Source organism: Ewingella allii, assembly GCF_044430645.1.
Lineage (GTDB): Bacteria > Pseudomonadota > Gammaproteobacteria > Enterobacterales > Enterobacteriaceae > Ewingella > Ewingella allii.
This window is the reverse complement of the sequence record NZ_JAWUDN010000003.1, coordinates 85,722-107,177: the sequence shown is the minus strand read 5'-3', so window position 1 is coordinate 107,177 and position 21,456 is coordinate 85,722. Positions and strand designations below refer to the sequence as shown.

Below are 21,456 nucleotides of genomic sequence, written 5' to 3'. Positions count from 1 at the left end.
ACGGGTTTTTTAGGCGATAAAAACAGTGTATGCCACGAAAGCCACCACAAAACGGTAGATGGCGAAGGGAATAAACGAGAAGCGTTTGATCACCGACAGGAAGGTTTTGATCGCGATTAACGCCACCAAGAAGGCCACCACAAAGCCCGTGGCGAACATTGGCAAATCTGCCATGCTCAGGAAGGTGTAGCTCTTATAGAGGTCCAGCACGGTAGCGCCCAACATCATCGGCACGGCCAGCAGGAAAGAGAACTCCGAGGCCGCATAGCGGCTCACCCCACTCAGCATCCCGCCGCCAATGGTCGCGCCAGAACGCGAGAACCCCGGCCATAGCGCTAAGCACTGGCAGACACCAATCATCAGCGCCTGACGGTAAGTCATATCATCCACGCCTTCGGCACGCGGCTTCTTCGGCTTGAGCAGCTCTGCGGCTATCAGCCACACCCCACCGACCACCAACGCATAGATAACGTTTTTCGGCTCAAACAGGGCTTTAATCTGCGAGTGGAAAATCAACCCAATAACCGTGGCGGGCAGCATGCCCAGTATAATGTGGCCCAGATTGAGTCGCCCTGTTCCTGTGCCTTCGTGGACAGGCGGCTTGCCAAAATGAATCCCAATCATGCCGAACAGTCGGCGCCAGAACATCACGACCACCGCCATGATCGAGCCAAGTTGGATAATGACTTCAAATGACTTTGCGGTATCACCGGTGAAACCCAAAAGGTTGCCGACGATGATCATATGCCCGGTTGAGGAAACCGGTAAAAATTCAGTTAACCCTTCGACAACACCCAAAATTGCTGCAATCAGCAATGAATGACTTTCAACGACCATTTAATATCCAACTTATACAGAGGGAGAAGTAGCGACATCGAAATGGATATCGCTGAAACAGTAATGTCTTTAAACGCCTTATTTCTAGCGCTTTTTTATGACAAAAATTCGCGCGATGAGTTGCAGGCGATGATATTTAATTCGCAAATTTAGCCGCGCGCGCCCCGCTCAATAATCACCCCAACGTTAGTCGCTTCCGCCACGGCGCCCGGCTTGCTCAACTTAATACGTACCCACGGTGAGTTGAAGCGAGATAATAATAGGCTGGCGACCTCTTCCGCGACGCGTTCGACCAGCGCGAAATTCTGCGTTGAAACGTGCTGAATGACGGCTTCGCTGACATCGGCGTAGCTCAGGCAGTCATTAACATCGTCGCTGGCAGCGGCTTGGCGGTTGTCCCATGCCATTTCGATATCGAACACTAGCTTCTGCTTAATGGTCTGTTCCCAGTCATAAGCGCCAATGGTGGTGATTACATTCAGTTGCTCAATAAATACGATATCCATCACGCGTTTCTCTGTTTTTGGGTCAGCCGGATACCACTTCCGGCGGAAAATGCGTATTATCCATGGATGTTGCGATTAAAACGACCCCTATTAGACGGAACTGCGTTATGAGTGCTACCGCGCTTGGCATGATTATTTTCGCCTATCTCTGCGGCTCGATTTCCAGTGCAATTCTGGTCTGTCGGGTAGCGGGATTACCCGATCCACGCACACAGGGTTCCGGCAATCCGGGGGCCACTAACGTCTTGCGAATTGGTGGCCGCGCCGCCGCCGCGTCGGTGCTCATCTTCGACGTGTTAAAAGGCATGCTGCCGGTTTGGCTGGCTTACCGCCTCGACGTCTCCCCGGTTTATCTTGGCATTACCGCCATCGCCGCCTGTCTCGGTCACATCTATCCGGTCTTTTTCCGTTTTCAGGGTGGCAAAGGCGTAGCGACAGCCTTCGGTGCTATCGCGCCCATCGGCTTTGACCTTACGGGCTTGATGGCCGGCACCTGGCTGCTCACCGTCCTGCTGAGCGGCTACTCGTCACTCGGCGCCATCATCAGCGCGCTGATTGCGCCATTCTATGTCTGGTGGTTCAAGCCACAGTTCACCTTCCCTGTCGCCATGCTCTCCTGTCTGATTCTGTTGCGTCACCACGACAACATCCAGCGTCTGTGGCGTGGGCAAGAGGGCAAAATCTGGGATAAGTTGAAGCAGAAACGTGCAGCTAAAAAAGCCGCGCAAGAAGCGGCAAAGAACGCTGAAAACGACAAATAAACTCAGATTTTAGACACAAAAAAACGACCTCAAGAGGTCGTTTTTTTTATTGCCGCAGCAACACAGCCGCAGCCCCATTCAGACTGGCGGCAACTCAGCCAAAGGCCAGCGCGGACGCACAGACACACTCAGATCCTGCGTCGCGCCAGTTTGCAAACGCACCATGCCAGCATAAGCAATCATCGCGCCGTTATCGGTACAGAATTCAGGACGCGCGTAGAACACTTCGCCACCGCGCTTAGTCATCATCTCGCCCAACTTGGCGCGCAGCGTGCGGTTAGCACTGACGCCTCCCGCCATAACCAGGCGTTTGAAGCCGGTGTGATCCAGCGCGCGCTTGCATTTGATTGCCAGCGTATCCACCACGGCATCTTCGAAAGCCCGTGCAATATCAGCGTGAGTTTGTGGCGAGTCATCATTAGCGCGAACGGTGTTCGCTGCAAATGTCTTCAAACCTGAGAAGCTAAAATCCAGCCCCGGACGGTCGGTCATCGGGCGCGGGAAAGTAAAGCGCCCTTCAGTCCCCTGCTGCGCCATCTTCGACAGCATCGGGCCACCGGGGTAGTCCAGACCCAGCAATTTTGCGGTCTTATCGAATGCTTCGCCAGCGGCGTCATCAATAGACTCACCCAGCAACTCGTACTTACCAATGCCAGTGACGCTAATTAATTGAGTGTGGCCGCCGGAAACCAGCAAAGCAACAAACGGGAAATCTGGCGGGTTGTCTTCCAGCATAGGTGCCAGCAGATGCCCTTCCATATGGTGAACCGGCACGGCTGGAACATCCCAGGCAAAGGCCAGAGAGCGGCCGATGGTGGCACCCACTAATAGCGCGCCAACCAGACCCGGACCCGCGGTATAAGCCACGCCGTCGATGTCTTTGGCCGTCAGCCCGGCTTCTTTCAAAGCTTCCTGAATGAGAGGAATCGTTTTGCGCACGTGGTCACGCGACGCCAGTTCAGGCACCACGCCGCCGTAGTCAGCATGCAGTTTTACCTGACTATACAATTGGTTGGCTAACAAGCCCGCTTCGCTGTCATAGATAGCGATGCCGGTTTCATCGCAGGACGTTTCTATACCAAGTACTCGCATCACGTTTTCCATCTTATTCTCGCGCTAACTCGCGGCGCGCAGTTTAGCACACAACGCCGCGTCAGCGCTGCTTCTCAGAAGCAAATCCGCTGCTTTTGCCAATTAATGTCGAGCAATTTAAGTTGATTGGTATATAATCGCCGGCCGACGCAAAAGCGAGCGCACTTTTGGAAATAGATGGGTTGGGAGGCGCTGCTTCAATTTGCCGTTATGCTTTACAACGCAGCGCAAGTTGGAGTAAAATTCCGCACCATTTTGAAATGTGCTGGTACAAACCAGCAAACAAACCGATTTTATCGAGGTGAGAGGCACATGCCTGTAATTAAAGTACGTGAAAACGAGCCGTTCGACGTAGCTCTGCGTCGCTTCAAACGTTCCTGCGAAAAAGCGGGTGTTCTGGCAGAAGTTCGTCGTCGTGAGTTCTATGAAAAACCGACTACCGAACGTAAACGCGCTAAAGCATCTGCAGTAAAACGCCACGCCAAGAAACTGGCTCGCGAAAACGCACGCCGCACTCGTCTGTATTAATCTTCGGGGGCAACCCCACCGTGTATTTGCTCTCGCAAAAGCACACAGGATCGATGAGTAGTTGCATACGCATGCCGTGCTTTCCGAAAGGAATGCGCGGCTTGTTCTCGTTTATAGGCTAGTGAGTAAGGGGCTTATGGCTGGGAGAATTCCACGCGTATTTATCAATGACTTACTGGCTCGTGTCGACATCGTGGACCTTATCGATGCTCGCGTAAAGCTGAAGAAACAGGGTAAGAATTACCACGCGTGCTGCCCTTTCCACCATGAGAAAACACCCTCATTTACTGTAAACGGCGATAAGCAATTTTATCACTGTTTCGGCTGTGGAGCCCACGGCAACGCCGTCGACTTCCTGATGAACTACGACAGGCTTGAGTTTGTCGAAAGTATCGAGGAATTGGCGACAATGCAGGGTTTGGAAGTGCCGTATGAAGCGGGCACCGGTCCAAGCCAGATGGAGCGCCATCAGCGTCAGAGCCTCTACCAGTTGATGGAGCCGCTTGCCGACTTCTATCAGCAATCACTTAAACAACCCGTTGGCGCACCTGCCAGAGAATACCTTTCTCAGCGCGGATTAAGTGAAGATGTTATCGCTCATTTTGCCATAGGTTTCGCGCCTCCTGGCTGGGACAACGCCTTCAAGCGTTTTGGCAAAAATGCCGATGACAAAGCCTCATTAATTGATGCGGGTATGTTGGTCACCAATGACAACGGACGCAGTTATGACCGTTTTCGCGAACGCGTCATGTTCCCCATCCGCGATAAGCGCGGCCGGGTTATTGCGTTTGGTGGCAGGGTATTAGGCGAGGGTACGCCAAAATATCTGAACTCCCCCGAAACCGAGATTTTCCATAAAGGCCGCCAGTTGTATGGCCTTTATGAAGCACAGCTGAAACATCCGACACCTTTACGCTTATTGGTTGTCGAAGGTTATATGGACGTCGTGGCGCTGGCGCAGTTTGGCATCGATTATGCCGTTGCATCCTTAGGCACCTCGACCACCGCCGACCACATTCAGCTGATGTTCCGCGCCACGGATAACGTGGTGTGTTGCTATGACGGCGACAGAGCCGGTCGCGAAGCAGCATGGCGTGCGTTAGAAACAGCGCTGCCCTACTTGAGCGACGGCCGCCAGTTACGCTTTATGTTTTTACCCGACGGCGAAGATCCAGACACGCTGGTGCGTAAAGAAGGTAAAGAAGCCTTCGAACAACGGATGGAGCAGGCGCTGCCGCTCTCAACCTTCTTGTTTGAATCGCTGATGCCGCAGGTCGATTTGAGCAGCCCCGACGGGCGTACCAAGTTGAGCATGCTGGCGCTACCTTTGATTCGCCAGGTACCCGGCGAGACGCTGCGCATGTATTTGCGCCAGCAGCTAGGCAATAAGCTCGGTATTTTAGACGACAGCCAGCTCGAAAAACTGGTTCCTAAGCAGGTCGATAGTGGCAATACCTATCAGGTGCCCCAGCTAAAACGCACAACCATGCGTATACTTATTGGGTTACTGGTACAAAATCCACAACTGGCTACACTTATACCCTCGCTGCAAGGATTGGAGCGAGCGAAGCAACCGGGACTGGATCTGTTTAGCGAGTTAGTAACCACTTGCTTAGCCCAGCCGGGCCTGACTACCGGCCAGTTGCTTGAGTTGTATCGCGACAATAAGTTCTACCAGCAGCTTGAAACTCTGGCTACTTGGAACCATATGATCGTTGAGGATATGGTCGAAGAAGAGTTTCGCGCCACGCTAGCCAGCCTCTATGACTCGATTTTAGAGCAGCGGCTTGAAGAATTAATCGCTAAAGCCAGAACCCACGGGCTTAGCCCGGAAGAACGCGCCGAAGTCAGCTCGTTAAATCAGGTTTTAGCGAAGAAAAATTGAACGGCTTAAGTGCCGATATATAGTGGGACAGAGTCCCGCACGATGCCGCCATCGCGGGCCGCGGCAACAAGTAAACGCCCCGATACCCTAACGGGTAAACGTTATTGTTGGCGGTTTCGCTGACCAACACCAACCCAAATACTCTGAAGTGTGGATACCGTCTTATGGAGCAAAACCCGCAGTCACAGCTTAAGCTACTTGTCACCCGTGGTAAGGAGCAAGGCTATCTGACCTATGCTGAGGTCAATGACCATCTGCCGGAAGATATCGTCGACTCCGACCAGATCGAAGACATCATCCAGATGATTAACGACATGGGCATCCAGGTTCTTGAAGAAGCTCCTGACGCCGATGACTTAATGCTGGCCGAAAACCGTCCTGATACTGACGAAGATGCAGCCGAAGCTGCTGCTCAGGTGCTTTCCAGCGTTGAATCTGAAATTGGACGTACCACTGACCCCGTGCGCATGTACATGCGTGAAATGGGTACCGTTGAACTGTTGACCCGTGAAGGCGAAATCGACATCGCTAAGCGTATTGAAGACGGTATCAACCAGGTCCAGTGCTCAGTTGCCGAATACCCAGAAGCCATCACTTACCTGCTCGAACAGTACGATCGCGTTGAAGCGGGCGAAGCGCGTCTGTCTGATCTGATCACCGGTTTCGTTGATCCGAACGCAGAAGAAGAGATCGCGCCGACTGCCACTCACGTTGGTTCTGAACTGACGACTGAAGAGCAAAACGACGACGACGAAGACGAAGATGAAGATGACGACGCTGAAGACGACAACAGCATCGACCCAGAGCTGGCGCGCCAGAAGTTCACCGAACTGCGTGAGCAGCACGAAGCCACACGCGCTGTCATCAAGAAAAACGGCCGTAATCACAAAAGCGCCGCAGAAGAAATTCTGAAACTGTCCGACGTCTTCAAACAGTTCCGTTTAGTACCAAAACAGTTCGACTTCCTGGTTAACAGCATGCGTTCCATGATGGATCGCGTCCGTGCTCAGGAACGTTTCATCATGAAAGTCTGTGTTGAACAGTGCAAAATGCCGAAGAAAAACTTCGTCAACCTGTTCGCCGGCAACGAAACCAGCCAAACCTGGTTTGATGCCGCTCTGGCTATGGGCAAACCATGGTCTGAGAAGCTGAAAGAAGTGACCGAAGAAGTGCAACGCGGCCTGATGAAACTGCGTCAAATCGAAGAAGAAACCGGCCTGACCATCGAGCAGGTTAAAGATATCAACCGTCGTATGTCCATCGGCGAAGCGAAAGCGCGTCGTGCGAAGAAAGAGATGGTTGAAGCAAACTTACGTCTGGTTATTTCTATCGCCAAGAAATACACCAACCGTGGTCTGCAGTTCCTTGATCTGATTCAGGAAGGTAACATCGGCCTGATGAAAGCCGTTGATAAGTTTGAATATCGCCGTGGTTATAAGTTCTCAACTTATGCGACCTGGTGGATCCGTCAGGCTATCACCCGCTCCATCGCCGACCAGGCGCGTACCATCCGTATTCCGGTGCATATGATTGAGACTATCAACAAACTCAACCGTATTTCACGCCAGATGCTGCAAGAGATGGGCCGCGAGCCGACGCCGGAAGAGTTGGCTGAACGTATGCTGATGCCGGAAGACAAAATCCGTAAAGTGCTGAAAATCGCTAAAGAGCCTATCTCCATGGAAACGCCAATCGGCGACGATGAAGATTCGCATCTGGGTGATTTCATCGAGGATACCACCCTCGAGCTGCCGCTGGACTCGGCAACCTCAGAAAGCCTGCGTTCTGCAACACACGACGTTCTTGCCGGTCTGACCGCGCGTGAAGCTAAAGTCCTGCGCATGCGTTTCGGTATCGATATGAACACCGACCACACGCTGGAAGAAGTGGGTAAACAGTTCGACGTTACCCGCGAACGTATCCGTCAGATCGAAGCTAAGGCTCTGCGCAAACTGCGTCACCCAAGCCGTTCTGAAGTGCTGCGCAGCTTCCTCGACGACTAATCTTTAGATTAAACGTCATTAAAAAGCCCCGCGATGGTGATGCCGCCGCGGGGCTTTTGCTTTTCAGCCAGCCGCAAATTATTGCGCGTTCAGCGCGTCATACAGCTCGCGGTAAGACGCCGTCAGCTCGTCCAGCGTCGCGCGATTCAACCCGCTTGGGTTCGGTAACACCCAGACTTCCGTCTTACCGATTTTTAACGTCTGACGCCCCCAGCTCACTTTGCTGATACCAAACGCCTTACTGAACGCCTGCTTACCCAGCACGGCCAGAGCACGTGGCTGATAGCGCTCAATCTTAGCCGTCAGCGCCGCCCCGCCCTCGCGCAGTTCATCGCGCACCAGCTCAGTGGCCTCTACCGTCGGGCGCTCAACCAGCATGGTGATGCCACACCGCGTGTCCAGCAGGTGCTGCTCCTCTTCCGGCTTCAGCAAACGCTCGGTGAACCCCGCCTGATGGATAACTTTCCAAAAGCGATTATTAGAGTTAGCGAAATGGAAACCGTGATGCGCAGTCGAAAGGCCGGGGTTGATCCCACAGAAAACCACGCACAAATCCTCGGCAATAATATCGGTAATCATAATGCATCCCTAAGACGTATTTACCTGAGTTATCGCAAAAAAACGCTTGAATGACAACAGTCTACAATTGCACATAAAACGCGCATACAAACAGAACACCAGTAGACCTGTAACAGCAACTTACCGTATAATCCCGCCCCACGGCCCCTTAGCTCAGTTGGTTAGAGCACGCGACTCATAATCGCTTGGTCACTGGTTCAAGTCCAGTAGGGGCCACCAAATTCGATTTAGATTCAGATATTTAAGCCACCTTGTCGGGTGGCTTTTTTACATCTTCCATAAGCCCTCTTTAGATCATCCGTAACATAAATGATCCACCCATTAGAAAATGTTACCATTCGCGCGCTAAATGATTCGTATAACGTAAAGGGACATTCTGATGAAAAAAATTCTGGGCTTTGCTCTGATGACATGCACATTCATGGCTAGCGCCGCTTTCGTGAACCCGATGAAATTCGATGGTTCAGAAGCGCAGAAGAAAGAGGTCATTGAGTACATTCAGGCGAGAGTGAAGAAGGAATATTGCGACGGGCAGTTGGATATGTGTCAGGACTCTATGCTGCGCATGATGGAGAAGAAAAACCTGTCTGATTTCAAAGCGCTGACTGAAGCGAAAGACAAAAAGATCATGGATAAAGTGATCAAAGATTACTGCAAAGGTCCTGTGGATATGTGTAACTACACCACCATCAAAATGATGTATGACCAAAACGAGAAAGCCAGCAAAGAGAAGCTAGCCTGGTAAGCTTGGTCATTGTTTAAGTCAAAGCCAGCCCCAAAACTGGCTTTGACTCCTACCTCAAACCAACCCCAACACCCGATCCAGCGACCACTTCCCGGCTCCGCGTGAGATGACCATCAGCAGCAATCCTCCCCAAATCAAGTGGGTTGGCCATGCGTCGGGATAGACAAAGATCTCAATAATCAGCGTCATAAACAGCAGGCCGCTGGCGGCGAAGCGGGAGAGTAGGCCGAGGACCAGCAGCACCGGGAAGGTGTGCTCGGCGAAGGTCGCCAGATGCGCGGCAATGTCATAGGGGATCAGCGGCAAGGCGTATTCGGTTTTAAACAGCTCATAGGTCGAAGGCTTAAGGGTCATAAAACCCGTCACTTTGGTGCGCCCAGAAAGGAAGAACACCGCTGCGATACCCACTCGGGCGACCAGCAGCAGCAGGTTGTCGCTAACCAGACGCTGCACGCCGCGCCACGTGGCATTCCACAATCCGCGCAAGCCCTGCTCAGCAGAAGCCTGAGTATTCAAAGATATGTCTGTCGTTTTCATTATTACCTCTACGAATTAATGCGCCATCGCGGCAAAAACGCCGAGATGCAGTAAGCGCGTGAAAAAAGGGCCAATGTCTAATGCCGGCTCTGTAAGTAATGCCCGTTCGCTCGCCGCGTTCAGGCTCGCGCCATCGCGGCAGGCGGTGAGGAATGCCGCGCCGCCACGGCTTATCGGCTCGGCCTCGATGCTCTGTTGGCGCATCACCAAGAGCGCGCCCTCGCCGCGCCACTGGATGTTCTCCGGCGGCGCAGTTTGGTAACGGTTGAAATGCCACAGGGTGAAGACCGGCAGGCTCGGGTGCCAATGCCAGCGCACCGCGCTGCGAAGAGTTAAAACCCTTTCGCCAACCCACTCTGGCGACAACCCGGTCAATGCCTGCACCTCCAAGGCCGCTGTCTTTTTGGCGCAAAACACCTCCAGCCACAGCCAGTCGAGCCGCGCCACGTCAGCCAGATAGCCCAGTTCGGCAGCGGGCCGGTAAGTGGCAATAAATGCCGGGAAAAACTCGCCGTAGCGAATCAGCATCCCTTCCCGTGGCGGCTCCACCAGCGCGTACTGCCGCGCCATCTCGCGGAAGAAATGCTCACCGGTCAGGCTGGCGACGCTGGGGAAATTGGCCTGAAGCGCGTCGATGCAGCCTTTCAGCACGCTGTTGCGATAGACCGAGAAGCCCGGCTGCTGCTGTAAATGCGCCAGCTCGGCGCTGTTCTCGTCATACAGGGCGCGGATAAAAGCCTGATGGTATCGGGCCAGTTCGTCGTTCATCGCCAGCCTCCGTAGGTGTGAAGAATGCCTCGTGCTCGCTGCTGCTCCTGCAATAACACGGCGAACTCGGGCAGTTTGTCGTCACGTTCAATCAGCGTGGGGCGCGCGCCGATGCGCTGAATAAGTCGTTGATAAAGCGCCCAAACGTCGTCGGACACCGGGCTGTCGTGGCTGTCGATCAGCAAGCTGCTGCCGCCTTCGTCGCTGCTGAATCCGGCCAGATGAATCTCGGTAACACTGTCTGCCGGAAAACCGTCAAGCCACGCGCCGGCGTCAAACCCCAGGTTGTGGGCGCTGAGCCACACATTGTTGATGTCCAGCAGCAGCCCGCACCCCGTGGTACAGCTCACTTCATGCAGAAACGCGATGTCATCCCACTCGTGCTCCGGCATATGCAGGTAGTGCGTTGGGTTCTCTAGCGAAATCTGCCTGCCCAGCACGTCCTGCACCCGGTCGATATTGTCGATTAACCGGCGCATCACCTGCGTGGTGCGCGGCACCGGCAGCAGGTCCGGGTAGTAAGCGCCGTCCCACTGTGACCAGGCCAAATGCTCGGAAACCAAGGCCGGTTTAACCTCGTCCACCAGCACTTTTAGGCGAGAGAGCAGCGCGGCGTCCGGCGGGGCGTCGGCGGCCAGAGAGAGCGAAACGCCATGCAGGGAAATCGCGTGCTGCTGGCGAATCGCCTCCAGCCACTCCCTGCGCGGGCCACCGGCCATGAGATAATTTTCACTGTGGACTTCAAACCAAACGTCCGCCGGACTGTTAAGCGCCTGCTGGTAATGCTCCGGCTTCAGCCCAAGCCCGGCACCCAGTTGAGTTATTGTCGTCATGGTGGTGGCCCTTTTGGCTTAGCCTTCGGTCAGTGAACCGTGGCCTTTTGGCGTCTGGATTGAGGTGCAGGTGCCTTGCGGAACCATCTTGTAGGCGTCTTTCTGATAATCGATTTTGGAAGTCCCGGCGCAGGTGGTGCCCGCCCCGGCCTTACAGTCGTTATCTGCCGCTTTCGCCACGCCAAAGCAACGCTCTAAATTGGGGCCCGTGGCTTCAGCAGCTAAAGAGGCAGCGCTAAAAGAGATCAGAGATAAGGCAATAGCGGACATAGCAATACGTTTCATATAAAGCTCCAGAAAGTTGAGAGTTAAATTAAATAAATGATTACAGACACAGCATTAACACAGCGAGATTATCTAATGTGAAATTACCTCCTTATTAAATTAAGCCTTAGCTTCGGCCAATAACGCATTAATGACTTTTTCTTGCTGTTGATAATTACCCTCCCCGAAGTTCTGATAACGCAATTGTCCTTTAGCATCGAAATAATAATGCGCAGGCCAATATTGGTTACCGAAGGCATTCCAGATGGCGTAATTATTATCAATGGCGACAGGATACTTAATACTCCATTTATTCAGCGCCTGTTTCACAGCATCGATATTCTTTTCCCACGGATACTCCGGGGTGTGAATACCAATAACCACCAGACCTTGAGATTGATATTTCTCCGCCCACTCGCGAACGTGGGGAATACTGTGCTGGCAGTTAATACAGTCGAAGGTCCAGAAGTCGATCAGCACCACTTTGCCTTTTAACTGCTCTGGCGTGAGTGCCGGGGAGTTCAGCCAGATTATAGCGCCATTGAGAGACGGCATCTGGCTGGACGGCGCCTGAATATCAACGGGTTGCAGAACGACTCTCTTGGCCGGCGAAGGCTTAAGTGTCAGCAGATGCTGCTCTAACTGCTGGCCGACGGCGCTATTGGTATCCAGCAAGCTGGTAGCCCCCGAGGCGATAAACACTACCGACGCCAACATCATCACCCCGGCCATCTGGCGAAAACGTACGGTGATCGCCATTTTAGCTCGCAGCTTGGCCAAGAGTTTGTCGCCGCAAAACCACAGCACTGCCAGCATCGTCGCGCAGCCGCTGCCGTAGGCCAGCAGCAGTAATCCACTCTGCCCGGAGGCTCCGTTGAGCATGGTGGTACTGAGAATGGCCCCCAGAATCGGCCCCGCGCAGGGTGCCCACAACAACCCGACTGCCCCACCGGCCAGCAGAGCGCTGGTCACCCCCCGCTGCTGGCGGCTGCGGCTATCAAGCAGGGAGCCAAGGCGCACCGCGGGCTGCGCAATCTTCTGGGCAAAATGCTCAGAGATAAGCGAAAGTGCTGTGATAGCCAGTAAGCCCAGCGCCAGCCAGCGGCCATATTTACTGGCATGCACTACCCACTCGCTGCTTGCCGTTGCCAGCAAAGCCACCAGCGTGAAAGTCAGCACCATGCCGACGAGCAGAGCCGCGAAATGGCGTTTATTGCTGCCCGCTCCGGCAAATACCAGCGGGATCACCGGCAGCGTGCACGGGCTTAATAAAGTGAGCATTCCGCCCAGATAAGCAATCAGAATTGACATGAGAACTCCCTGACGACGGGCTAGTTACCCGAAGTGATATTCACCGCTTTGAAAATGGTGCGGGCGACGTTTTTTGGGTCATACAGCATCGGGACGTGGCTTACCGGCAGCTCGGTCACGCGGGCGTGGATTTTCTTCGCCATCGCGCGCTCCAAGTCGGGGTTGATCATCCGATCTTTGCTGCCGACCAAGAACCAGCTGGGCTTGGTTTCCCACGCGGCTTTAGTGACTTTTTCATCAAAGCTTGAGGCGCGGATTGGCACCTGAGTTATGCCCACGATGTTCTGCGCCTCGGGCGTGGCGTCCTGCGCAAAGTCGCTGGCAATAGCGCTGGCTGGCAGGCTGAGGAAGCCGTCGACCCCTTTCACAATTTTTGCGCTGCCCGGAGGTGCCGGGAAGCTTTTCACCAGATCGGCGGTGGACTGCCCGGCGGACGGCGCGAAGGCGTTGATGTACACTAAGGCTTTGACGCGCGGGTTGTTGCCAGCCTGAGTGATGACCGTGCCGCCCCACGAGTGGCCGACCAGAATCACGTCGCCCTTGGCGCGGGCAATAGCGCGTTCGGTCACTTCGACGTCATCTTTCAGCGAGGTCAGCGGGATTTGCGCGGTGATAATTTCGTAATGGCGCGACTGTAGCGCGGGGATCACCTGTTCCCAGCTGGCGGTGCCGTCGGCGAAAGCGCCGTGCACCAGAACAATGGTGTGAACCTGCTCCGCGTGGGCGGAAAAGCCGGTCATTAGACCGGCGACGGTCATTGCCAAAAACGTTTTGTGTAGCGGCTTCATCATTTTTCTCCTGAAATACCAGACCAAGGGACATGGGCGGGATGAGCTTCCCGACATAACCAGACTAAAGTGGTTATGTATCTGGCATGTTTCGGTCTGGTAGCGGATTCTTATGTCTATGTATCTGGATGACGTAATAAATAATGAGATACACAATTAACGGTATATTTCGGCCACGCCGTAATAACTGTTATTCCCCCCGGCGGCGATAATGCGATACGCGCTGGCTCCGGCTTTATCGGCTTTCATGGAGAGGTTGTCATTTAACTCCGATAACGACAGAGCATTACTGCTGCTGTCAGAAACGGTGCCAATTTTCACCAAGCCCTGTGTATTATTGACTTCTTTTGCGGCAAAGACAGGCGTGGCGGCAGCGGCGGCAATAAGCAAAGAGAGTGGCAGAATAACGGTGCGGAAGAGTTTCATAATAAGCCTCATAATATATCGATTAAGTTAAGTTTATTTCCGCCGAACCTTGTCTCGGCGGATGACTTATTTAAACGGATAAATGTATGTGGGCTGTTTCAGTTAACGCGAGATTTGTTTTTCTGTATAGCGCCGGGCGGCGCTGATACATAAGAAAACAATTATTCAGTCAGTGGGAGATGAATTGTGATCTGCAAACCCTGTGGCTGGCGATTGGCCAATTGTAGCTTGCCCTTCAACTGATTGACCAACTGCTGGGCGATAGCCAAACCCAACCCGGTGCCGCCGGTATCGCGATTGCGCGAGCTTTCGACCCGATAGAAAGGTTGCAACACGGACTCCAGCTCCTCCGGCGGGATCCCCGGCCCATTGTCGGCGATGACGATCTCCGCCGCCCCACTCTCACTCAGGCTGAGACGCAGCTCGGCGCTGCCGGCAAACTTCAGCGCGTTATCAATTAGATTGGTCAGAATACGCCGCAGCGCCTGCGGGTGAGTCACCAGCGCCACGGGCTGCCCGGCGGGGATGAAAGCGACGTTTTTCCCCACGTCGAGATAGTCGCACACCAGACTGTCGATAAAGGCGTTGAGGTCGATTCGGCTGAACTTCTCTTCAAGATTTTCTGACGCACGGGCATAGGCAATCCCTTCGCGCACCAGATGGGTCATCTCCTCGAGATCTAACAGAAGCTTGTCGCGCAGCTCGGGCTGGTCGGCCATTTCGGCACGCAATTTCATGCGGGTTATCGGCGTCTGCAAATCGTGAGAAATGGCCGCCAGAATTTGCGCCCGCTCCTTCAGATAGCCTTTGATTCTGGCCTGCATGGCGTTAAAAGCCCGCGCGGCGTAGCGCACTTCGGCAGGCCCGCTCTCCGCCATGGTGCTGGCTGACAGCGAAGTTGGGTCGAGGGACTCTATCGCCTTGGTGAACACGGTCAGTGGCCGCACCGCCTGACGCACGGCGAACCACGAACAAATCAGCAACAAGGCCAGCTGCACGCAGAGTACAAAGGGCAGCCAGTTGGCGATGGGCGTCGGGCGCGGCGTGATGTCGATGGTCAGCGGCTGGCCGTCTTTCAGGGTGAGGTGCGCCTGTAACTGCTCATGCTTGCCCGGAATAGCATTGATCGACAGGTGATAATTGGCCCCCAGCGCCTGCTCCAGCGACTTGGCAGTATCCTGTGAACGCCACGTCGTCGGGTACTTACCGGACTGACCGGCGCTGAGCAAATAGTGGTAGTTTCCGCGCCCGAGCATGCTCAGCCAGGCCGGGCGCTCGGCGGCGGGCAGCCGGTCGAGGATCGCCACGCTGGTCGCCACGTCATATTCGAGGTTGCCCAGCATCACCGAGCGCGCGCTGCTAATACGCTCATACATTAATAAGCTCAGCGTCAGGGCGTTAGCCAGCAGCAGGCCGAGCAGCACGATAATCAGCAGGCGAGAAAGCAGAGAGCGCGGCCACCACGTCATTCGCGTGCCTCTTTGATCACCACCGGCATGGAGAAAACGTAGCCTTCGCTGCGCATGGTTTTGATGTAGGCCGGCTCGCGGGCGTCATCGTTGAGCCGTAGACGCAGGCGGCTGACCAGCAAATCTATCGAACGCTCGAACAGTTCGGCGTCGCGGCCTTGAGTCAGATTCAACAGTTGGTCGCGGTTTAGCACGCGCTGGGGATGGTCGAGAAACACCCGCAGCAGCCGATATTCCGCGCCGCTGAGCGCCACAATAGTGCCGTCGGCATCCACCAAATGGCGCGCCGACGTGTCTAAATCCCACACGCCAAAGGAGAGCAACCGCCCTGCTTCGGTCACTTGCAGATTCGGCGGCAACATGCGCGCCCGGCGCAAAATTGCCTTAATGCGCGCCAGCAACTCGCGGGCGACAAAAGGCTTCACCAAATAGTCGTCCGCGCCCATTTCCAATCCCAAAATCCGATCGGTTTCTTCATGGCGGGCCGTCAGCATCAGGACCGGAATGGTGCGATGCTTGCCGCTGCTCAGCTCGCGGCACAGCACCAAACCGTCGTCACCGGGCATCATGATATCCAGCACAATCAGGTCCACTGGCTGAGTTTCCAGCAAGGCGCGCATCTGCTTGCCATTAGCCGCCACGCTGGTGCGCAGCCCGGCCTTTTGCAGGTAATCGGCGATAAGGTCACGAATATCGCGGTCATCATCCACGATCAGAATATGGTCAATATGATCCACGGAAACGTCCATTAGCATCAGGAGGGATGAACAGAGTGTATCCTATTATTTCGGCCTAAAAAGTCGGCTTTGTACCACAGTGTATCTGGACGGGCTGGGGATACATGGCGAGAGGTGAAAGTAGAGCCATCAGCAATCACAAACCCCGTTTAAAACTGTATAACACAGTGAGCTTACAGCGAACTGTACCGAATTTAATACAGAAAACTAATTAAGTGCAATTGATGTTACTCGATGCATCTCGGCTTAACACCAAGCAAGAAATCAGATTTAAAAGTCTTCCTAAAATATATTGCCACAGCTAATAAAGATTTCATTTATAAAATGAATAAATCAGTAGTTAATGCATCATATTAAAAACATAAATATAATTACTTTATAAAATCAAAAAAATCTCCAACAATAAAGCAAAGCCATTAGGTTTATAAAACCCCAACATTCAATCTTTTGTTATTATATTGAATTGAAGAGATATTTTGCCAATTTTAAATATCGATTCTATAATCAAAGAAAAAATGAAAGGAATCAATCATGCGTAGCTATGCAGAAATTGCTAAACGTATAGCCAAAATCATTATTTCACCTGAAACTGCCATTGGTTTTGTGCACGGAATTATGTCTGTGCCAACTGATATCGGATACCTTGCTTACGGCTTCATTAACACTAATAGCCGCTATCAACGGGAGACAGAAAGGATCAGAATGGTAGGAGCAATTAGACATGGCATTCTTGAAAATCATAACTTTATGAGAACTATCGAGACTGTTCTCAACATCTTCAACAAGAGTGTGCCTGAGTCTAAGCAAAACACTATCTATAGCAAAACAATGGCCTCAGTGGCTGGGCGTACACTTACGAACTCACTTATAGCAGGTAAGATTGCAACAACGATTGCCCAACGTAGCTCAGTCTTAATTACAATTCGTGGTGGATTGATCGGCAATACGTTGCTCGTTGGAGGTATGATCGAAAGGTGTCTCTATACATCCGACAGGCTTCTGAAGAACAATCCTGAAGTTTATAATGCACTACGGCATAGAAATTATGATCTGCTCTATTTTCTAGTCGAGCCGGCTCTTAATCCCTTCGTGGAAGCCCTAAACGTAAGGCGAACTCAAGGCCAACCAGCTTTTGAGAGCATCATTGATTTAGTTGAGAGTGAGATAAATGCGAAGAAAAGATCAGCAACCTAAGCTAAGTATGGGCAAACGCCTCATGTATAGCTTAATAGAGTCTATTGGCGCTATCGTCGGCGGCTTACTCTTCTTTGTATGCTGTTATTGGTTCTTTCACTATGAAACTTGGCATGAGCGTTTTATAGCAATTGGCCTGTCTATATTAGTCGTCTATCTGATTGCCAAAATAATACCTGAAAGGCCAAACCAGTAAGTGCCTTTGAGGACTTACTGGTTTAGATCGCGCCACATCCCTGTGAGCGAGTGGACACGGGGAAATTACTTCAACCCCATGCTCGCGCGAAGTTCGGTTTTGGCGGCGTCGAATTCAGTCTGGAACTCTGGCTGCTCGGCCATTTTCTGGGCGATCAGCGCAGCACCGGTGCGGCTCATTACGGTGTCAGAACGGTAGTGGAAACCTGCCACCAGACGGTTCTCGGCATAGCCTGCGGCGCGGGTGAACAGCTCGTTGCGTTTTTCCGGCACCATATCGGCCAGCACGGTCGCCATCAGATAGCCGACGGTGGAGTGACCAGACGGCCATGATCCAGACTTAGATTTTTTCAGCAGCGGGTGGATCTGCTCATCCACCATGTACGGGCGCGAACGGTTGAAGAACTTCTTGGCGGAGTCATCCACCACGTCTTCCGTCGCGACGACACGGTCAAACAGCGCGGCCACTTTTGGCAATTTTTCAGCGGTGAATTCAGGGCCCATCACATCGGCAAAGCGCCAGACGTTTTCCTGCGCGTCGGCAATCGCCGCCTTTTCCTGCTCCGGGGTACGGCTGGCCTGAATCGCCAACAGCTCTTTGATTTCAGCCTTGGTTTGCGCCGAGTCATCCGCCGGAGGAGCTGGCAGATATTTACTCAGATCAACCTCTTTGCTGGTGACAAACGGCTTAGCTTCTTCAGCGGCCTGAGAAGTAAATGCAGCGCCGGAAAGGGTTAAAAACAGTAATGCGACGAGGGACTTACGCAAGGGAGAGCTCCTGAGTTTTTTTTCGAATAGCAGGAGAGTAAAGAGCGGATATGACAGCAATATGACAGCCATGCCCGCGCGCGTTGCGAGGCATGGCTGGGGAATTACGCCAGCAGGGTTCTGACGAAATCTTCGATCTCTTTATTCTGCCCATTTTCAAACAGGCATTTCTGGAAGCGCGGGCCGCTTACCGCCGTTTTCACCAGATCTTTATCAATGGCGCGCAGGGTGTCGAGATAGTTCTCTTTCACCACGGCGGCTTTGACCTGATTGAGAATCCCGGCGTTACGCACCTGAGGCTCTTTGCGATCAGCCGGGTAGCCCTGACCTCTTTCACCCGAGAAGGCTTTCTCGAAAATAAAGCGCACGTTCAGCTCGGCGCCCCAGCCATAGCCTTTGGCGAACGGCAGAGACAGCGCGTTACCGTTATTGATTTGGGCAAACAGGTAGGCATCCGCTGGGTCGATACAGTAACCGCAGGCCACGCCAGGGTGGATATTCAGTGACATCAGTGCGCCCTGCCCGGTGCCGCAGCCGGTGACCACAAAATCCACCGCTTTGGCATTCAGCAAGATGCTGGCCATGATACCGAGATGAATATAGGTCAGGTGATGATCCTGCTCGTCGCTCATGCCGACGTTGTAAACCGAGTAAGACTTCTCGTCCGCCACGGTTTTCAGCTCTTTCAGGACCGACGCATTTTTCGCGGCCTGACTGTTTTCCATCATCAGTGCAATTTTCATTTCTTCATCCCTTTCAATTATTGAACCGTCATTTCATTTTAATGAAAAAATAGTTTTATGCTTGAAAGAATGACCACTGGCGTGACTGAATTCACAGAATCAGCCCAATAAGCCGAGCTTGCCGGTAAGTTTTCTTACCACTTTCTTGTTACCTGCCAGCGCGATGCCCAGCAGTTTCAGCGAATCCGTCGGCACCTGAGTGACCGCCTGACGAAATGCCGCGTAGTCGGTGGTTTGCTGGCCTTCGACCGGGAAAATCACTCCGTCCATCTCATCATCGTTTAGCAGCGTTTGGTGCAGCTGCGACAGGGTTTGGCTGTCCGCCACCAGCACGCTAATCCCGATAGGAATTAACCCCGGATGCACTCGCGCATCGGCATCAATCAACGGCTCCCCCACCAGCCCCGGATGGCGCTGGCCGAGAGTCAACGCCAGCACCGCCGCGGCATTGGCGGCATGTCCGGCACTCAGTTCACTATTGATTACCACCACGCAGCGTTCCGGTAGTGAAGAGGATGAGGATGAAGGAGATACAGGGGCATTCATAGAAACAAACTCCGATTTTGCACAGTGAAAACCGGAGCATAGCCCGCCAGAAAAACTCAATCTGGAAGATTTGTGCACAGCCGGCGGTAACGGGGGTATTATCTGTCGCACAAAAAACAAGCTAAGGAAGGATGCCTAGTGAACGAGTTATCAAATAAGGATATTCACGATAAATGTTTGGGTGCCACCTCAGAGGTCATTTCAGGTTTCGGGTGGAATAATATTTCTGTAGGTACATTGAGTGGTACAGATAAACAACGGCTTAAAAGTGATGAATACAGCGGCACTTTAGATTGGCAGTGGGCAATGGAGCGATACCAAGGCAGCGTAGAGGACGGCATTCTGGATATCTCACTTAAGGTTATCGACCATAATGATCCAGACTCTCTTCATGCCGTAATACTTTGCAAATATGATCCGCTAAGAGGTGAATTTGCTATTTGCATGCTAGAAAATTTCTTAGCCAAGCAGCGGACTCCGTTAACAGGCAACGTGTTCATTATTGCGCTGATTTACTCGACAACCTTTTGTGATATGACTGGCATCGAGGACATTATTATTCAAGATCCGACCGATGAAGCAAGACCGCGTTATAGGTCTTATGGCTTTGCCGCCGTTTGGAACGACCTTAATAAAATTTCGGCAGGTTTAGACGACATTAAGCAACGCCTCATCGAAAAGATAAGTCGTTTTGAGCAATAAAAGGCCGTCTTAGTGCGATCCATAGTTGATTGTTAAATGAGCAGGGCTGCGTTAGAATCAGCAGCATCAGCCACAATATGATTAGGAGGCGTTATGACTCAGCAAGCGACAAAAATCAGCGCCGAGAAAGCCAATGCCGCCGCGCAACGTTCAGTGGATTTTTGGGCGAAAATTGATGGCAGCAAACTCGCTAAAGTCGGTCTGAAAGAAAAAGATATGGATTTAGTCGGTCAGCCTAAAAGCCAAAAGATGGCGAACTTAGGTTAATACCACGTAGAAAAGGCTCCTTCGGGAGTCTTTTTTATAGCGGCTATTTGACACCCTCTGCAAGCAAACCTCCCCTCATTTAGATTTCCCTCGTTAAATATTGCCCTCTTTGCCACACAGCCGCCTATAACGCGCTGGCGTCAGCTGATATGCGCGGCGGAACCAGCGGCCGAGGTGGCTTTGGTCGGCGAAACCGAGGTCGGTGGCGACTCTTACCGGCGAGTGCCCGGCGGCGAGCCAGTGGCGGGCGCGGGTCAGTTTTAGCTGAATCAGGTAGGCGTGAGGCGGCAAGCCGAAAGCGGCCTTGAAGGCGCGAGTGACGATGAAACGGCTTTCCCCAAGGGCGGCGGCCAATTGATCCAACCCAATATCTTCCTGCATATGGGCGTGAAGATAGTCCCGCGCGCGATAGGCCAGTGAGGCATCTGTTCCCTCGCCGTCGGCCTTCAGTCGCCACGTCAGGTGGCCACCCAGCGCATTGAGCATGCCGTCTAACGCGGACTCGCGGACAATGCGCAGGTCATTGCCGTGCAAAGCGTCGAAGGCACTGGAAACCGCCTGAGCCAGTTGCACATCCTGCGCCAGAGTGCGCTCAAAACTGGGGTCGCCGCCGGGGATGAAATCCTCCCGACGCGAGGCCAGTTCGCGGCTGAGCCACTGCGGGTCGAGATAGAGCATGTGATAGGTGAAACCGTCGGGTGCCACGGCGTCACCGTCGTGGATCTCGCCGGGTTCAAGCATAAAGACTTTGCCGGGCAGGCTTTGGTGTTTTTGCCGACGGCAGCTGAACTGCTGCACGCCCTGCCGGGTTACGCCAATTAAATAGCTGTCGTGCCAGTGGGGATCATAGGCGTGGCCTTCAAAATGCGCCTGAATGGTTTCGATGCCTCTCTCTATCTTTCGATAAATCGACCCAGTTTTTTGGCGCCATGGCCCTGCTCCGCTGTCTAAATTAACAACAGAGTAACAAAA

The 21,456-nt window shown here is 53.1% G+C and carries 24 protein-coding genes, 1 tRNA gene and 1 pseudogene; 9 read left to right on the top strand and 17 right to left on the bottom strand.

Going from position 1 to position 21,456, the window contains the following annotated elements:
- Positions 1-9 precede the first annotated feature (9 nt).
- Positions 10-837, bottom strand: coding sequence for an undecaprenyl-diphosphate phosphatase (gene bacA / locus SBO83_RS09295; protein WP_396131306.1), 828 nt, complete (start codon positions 835-837; stop codon positions 10-12).
- Between the two features lie 149 nt (positions 838-986).
- Positions 987-1,343 carry a bifunctional dihydroneopterin aldolase/7,8-dihydroneopterin epimerase gene (folB, locus tag SBO83_RS09290; RefSeq protein WP_396131304.1) on the bottom strand — a complete coding sequence of 119 codons (357 nt, stop codon included), beginning with the start codon at positions 1,341-1,343 and terminating at the stop codon, positions 987-989.
- A gap of 107 nt (positions 1,344-1,450) precedes the next feature.
- Between folB and plsY the strand changes: the two genes are divergently transcribed.
- On the top strand, positions 1,451-2,104 hold the full coding sequence (gene plsY / locus SBO83_RS09285; RefSeq protein ID WP_396131303.1) for a glycerol-3-phosphate 1-O-acyltransferase PlsY: 654 nt from the start codon (positions 1,451-1,453) through the stop codon (positions 2,102-2,104).
- 78 nt (positions 2,105-2,182) lie between these two features.
- Here plsY and tsaD read toward each other — a convergent pair whose 3' ends face one another.
- On the bottom strand, positions 2,183-3,196 hold the full coding sequence (gene tsaD, locus SBO83_RS09280) for a tRNA (adenosine(37)-N6)-threonylcarbamoyltransferase complex transferase subunit TsaD (protein ID WP_396131302.1): 1,014 nt from the start codon (positions 3,194-3,196) through the stop codon (positions 2,183-2,185).
- A 312-nt stretch (positions 3,197-3,508) separates the two neighbouring features.
- Between tsaD and rpsU the strand changes: the two genes are divergently transcribed.
- The 3 genes from rpsU (at position 3,509) to rpoD (ending at position 7,612) form a co-directional block, all read left to right on the top strand.
- Entirely contained in the window at positions 3,509-3,724 is a 216-nt protein-coding gene (gene rpsU / locus SBO83_RS09275; RefSeq protein WP_001144069.1) for a 30S ribosomal protein S21, read from the top strand.
- Between the two features lie 136 nt (positions 3,725-3,860).
- On the top strand, positions 3,861-5,609 hold the full coding sequence (gene dnaG, locus SBO83_RS09270) for a DNA primase (RefSeq protein ID WP_396131301.1): 1,749 nt from the start codon (positions 3,861-3,863) through the stop codon (positions 5,607-5,609).
- 164 nt (positions 5,610-5,773) lie between these two features.
- Positions 5,774-7,612: an RNA polymerase sigma factor RpoD gene (gene rpoD, locus SBO83_RS09265; RefSeq protein ID WP_353503460.1), complete on the top strand. Its 1,839-nt coding sequence runs from the start codon at positions 5,774-5,776 to the stop codon at positions 7,610-7,612.
- A 78-nt stretch (positions 7,613-7,690) separates the two neighbouring features.
- Here the strand turns inward: rpoD and mug are convergent, their stop codons facing one another.
- Positions 7,691-8,191, bottom strand: a complete 501-nt coding sequence (mug, locus tag SBO83_RS09260) for a G/U mismatch-specific DNA glycosylase (RefSeq protein ID WP_396131300.1) — start codon at positions 8,189-8,191, stop codon at positions 7,691-7,693.
- A 142-nt stretch (positions 8,192-8,333) separates the two neighbouring features.
- Between mug and SBO83_RS09255 the strand changes: the two genes are divergently transcribed.
- Both SBO83_RS09255 and SBO83_RS09250 read left to right on the top strand, forming a co-directional pair.
- Positions 8,334-8,410: transfer RNA gene (locus SBO83_RS09255), tRNA-Ile, on the top strand.
- Positions 8,411-8,570: 160 nt separating this feature from the next.
- On the top strand, positions 8,571-8,936 hold the full coding sequence (locus SBO83_RS09250) for a hypothetical protein (RefSeq protein ID WP_353503467.1): 366 nt from the start codon (positions 8,571-8,573) through the stop codon (positions 8,934-8,936).
- Between the two features lie 54 nt (positions 8,937-8,990).
- Here the strand turns inward: SBO83_RS09250 and SBO83_RS09245 are convergent, their stop codons facing one another.
- The 9 genes from SBO83_RS09245 to SBO83_RS09205 form a co-directional block, all read right to left on the bottom strand.
- Positions 8,991-9,473, bottom strand: a complete 483-nt coding sequence (locus tag SBO83_RS09245; protein WP_396131299.1) for a DoxX family membrane protein — start codon at positions 9,471-9,473, stop codon at positions 8,991-8,993.
- Positions 9,474-9,488: 15 nt separating this feature from the next.
- The gene (locus SBO83_RS09240) at positions 9,489-10,241 is read right to left on the bottom strand and encodes an HvfC/BufC family peptide modification chaperone (protein WP_396131298.1); all 753 of its coding nucleotides are present in this window, start codon (positions 10,239-10,241) and stop codon (positions 9,489-9,491) included.
- Positions 10,238-11,074 (bottom strand): MNIO family bufferin maturase, encoded by an 837-nt coding sequence (gene bufB, locus SBO83_RS09235; RefSeq protein WP_396131297.1) that lies wholly within the window; start codon positions 11,072-11,074, stop codon positions 10,238-10,240. The genes SBO83_RS09240 and bufB overlap by 4 nt, the downstream gene beginning before the upstream one ends.
- Positions 11,075-11,092: 18 nt before the next feature.
- Positions 11,093-11,359, bottom strand: coding sequence for a BufA1 family periplasmic bufferin-type metallophore (locus tag SBO83_RS09230; protein WP_034793372.1), 267 nt, complete (start codon positions 11,357-11,359; stop codon positions 11,093-11,095).
- Between the two features lie 99 nt (positions 11,360-11,458).
- Entirely contained in the window at positions 11,459-12,649 is a 1,191-nt protein-coding gene (locus SBO83_RS09225; protein ID WP_396131296.1) for a redoxin family protein, read from the bottom strand.
- 20 nt (positions 12,650-12,669) lie between these two features.
- Positions 12,670-13,437, bottom strand: coding sequence for an alpha/beta fold hydrolase (locus SBO83_RS09220; RefSeq protein WP_396131498.1), 768 nt, complete (start codon positions 13,435-13,437; stop codon positions 12,670-12,672).
- Positions 13,438-13,593: 156 nt separating this feature from the next.
- Positions 13,594-13,863 (bottom strand): YdgH/BhsA/McbA-like domain containing protein, encoded by a 270-nt coding sequence (locus SBO83_RS09215; protein WP_396131295.1) that lies wholly within the window; start codon positions 13,861-13,863, stop codon positions 13,594-13,596.
- 161 nt (positions 13,864-14,024) lie between these two features.
- Positions 14,025-15,332, bottom strand: coding sequence for an ATP-binding protein (locus tag SBO83_RS09210; RefSeq protein ID WP_396131294.1), 1,308 nt, complete (start codon positions 15,330-15,332; stop codon positions 14,025-14,027).
- Entirely contained in the window at positions 15,329-16,069 is a 741-nt protein-coding gene (locus SBO83_RS09205) for a response regulator (RefSeq protein ID WP_353503474.1), read from the bottom strand. The genes SBO83_RS09210 and SBO83_RS09205 overlap by 4 nt, the downstream gene beginning before the upstream one ends.
- Before the next feature lie 531 nt (positions 16,070-16,600).
- Between SBO83_RS09205 and SBO83_RS09200 the strand changes: the two genes are divergently transcribed.
- Positions 16,601-17,263, top strand: a complete 663-nt coding sequence (locus tag SBO83_RS09200; protein ID WP_396131292.1) for a hypothetical protein — start codon at positions 16,601-16,603, stop codon at positions 17,261-17,263.
- A 261-nt stretch (positions 17,264-17,524) separates the two neighbouring features.
- On the opposite strand, the gene SBO83_RS09195 is transcribed toward SBO83_RS09200, so the two are convergent.
- The 3 genes from SBO83_RS09195 to SBO83_RS09185 all read right to left on the bottom strand — a co-directional run bounded on the left by SBO83_RS09195 (position 17,525) and on the right by SBO83_RS09185 (position 19,515).
- Positions 17,525-18,226 (bottom strand): acid phosphatase, encoded by a 702-nt coding sequence (locus SBO83_RS09195; protein ID WP_353503475.1) that lies wholly within the window; start codon positions 18,224-18,226, stop codon positions 17,525-17,527.
- Positions 18,227-18,330: 104 nt separating this feature from the next.
- The gene (locus SBO83_RS09190; RefSeq protein WP_034793380.1) at positions 18,331-18,969 is read right to left on the bottom strand and encodes an RpiB/LacA/LacB family sugar-phosphate isomerase; all 639 of its coding nucleotides are present in this window, start codon (positions 18,967-18,969) and stop codon (positions 18,331-18,333) included.
- 99 nt (positions 18,970-19,068) lie between these two features.
- Positions 19,069-19,515: a DUF2000 domain-containing protein gene (locus tag SBO83_RS09185; RefSeq protein ID WP_396131291.1), complete on the bottom strand. Its 447-nt coding sequence runs from the start codon at positions 19,513-19,515 to the stop codon at positions 19,069-19,071.
- A gap of 138 nt (positions 19,516-19,653) precedes the next feature.
- Here SBO83_RS09185 and SBO83_RS09180 point away from each other — a divergent pair, with 138 nt between their 5' ends.
- Together SBO83_RS09180 and SBO83_RS09175 are read left to right on the top strand one after the other, a co-directional pair.
- Positions 19,654-20,217, top strand: a complete 564-nt coding sequence (locus tag SBO83_RS09180; RefSeq protein WP_396131290.1) for a hypothetical protein — start codon at positions 19,654-19,656, stop codon at positions 20,215-20,217.
- A gap of 93 nt (positions 20,218-20,310) precedes the next feature.
- Complete coding sequence (locus tag SBO83_RS09175; RefSeq protein ID WP_396131289.1) at positions 20,311-20,484, top strand: hypothetical protein; 174 nt, start codon at positions 20,311-20,313, stop codon at positions 20,482-20,484.
- A gap of 93 nt (positions 20,485-20,577) precedes the next feature.
- On the opposite strand, the pseudogene SBO83_RS09170 reads toward SBO83_RS09175, so the two are convergent.
- Positions 20,578-21,415: pseudogene (locus SBO83_RS09170) on the bottom strand (AraC family ligand binding domain-containing protein).
- Positions 21,416-21,456 lie beyond the last annotated feature (41 nt).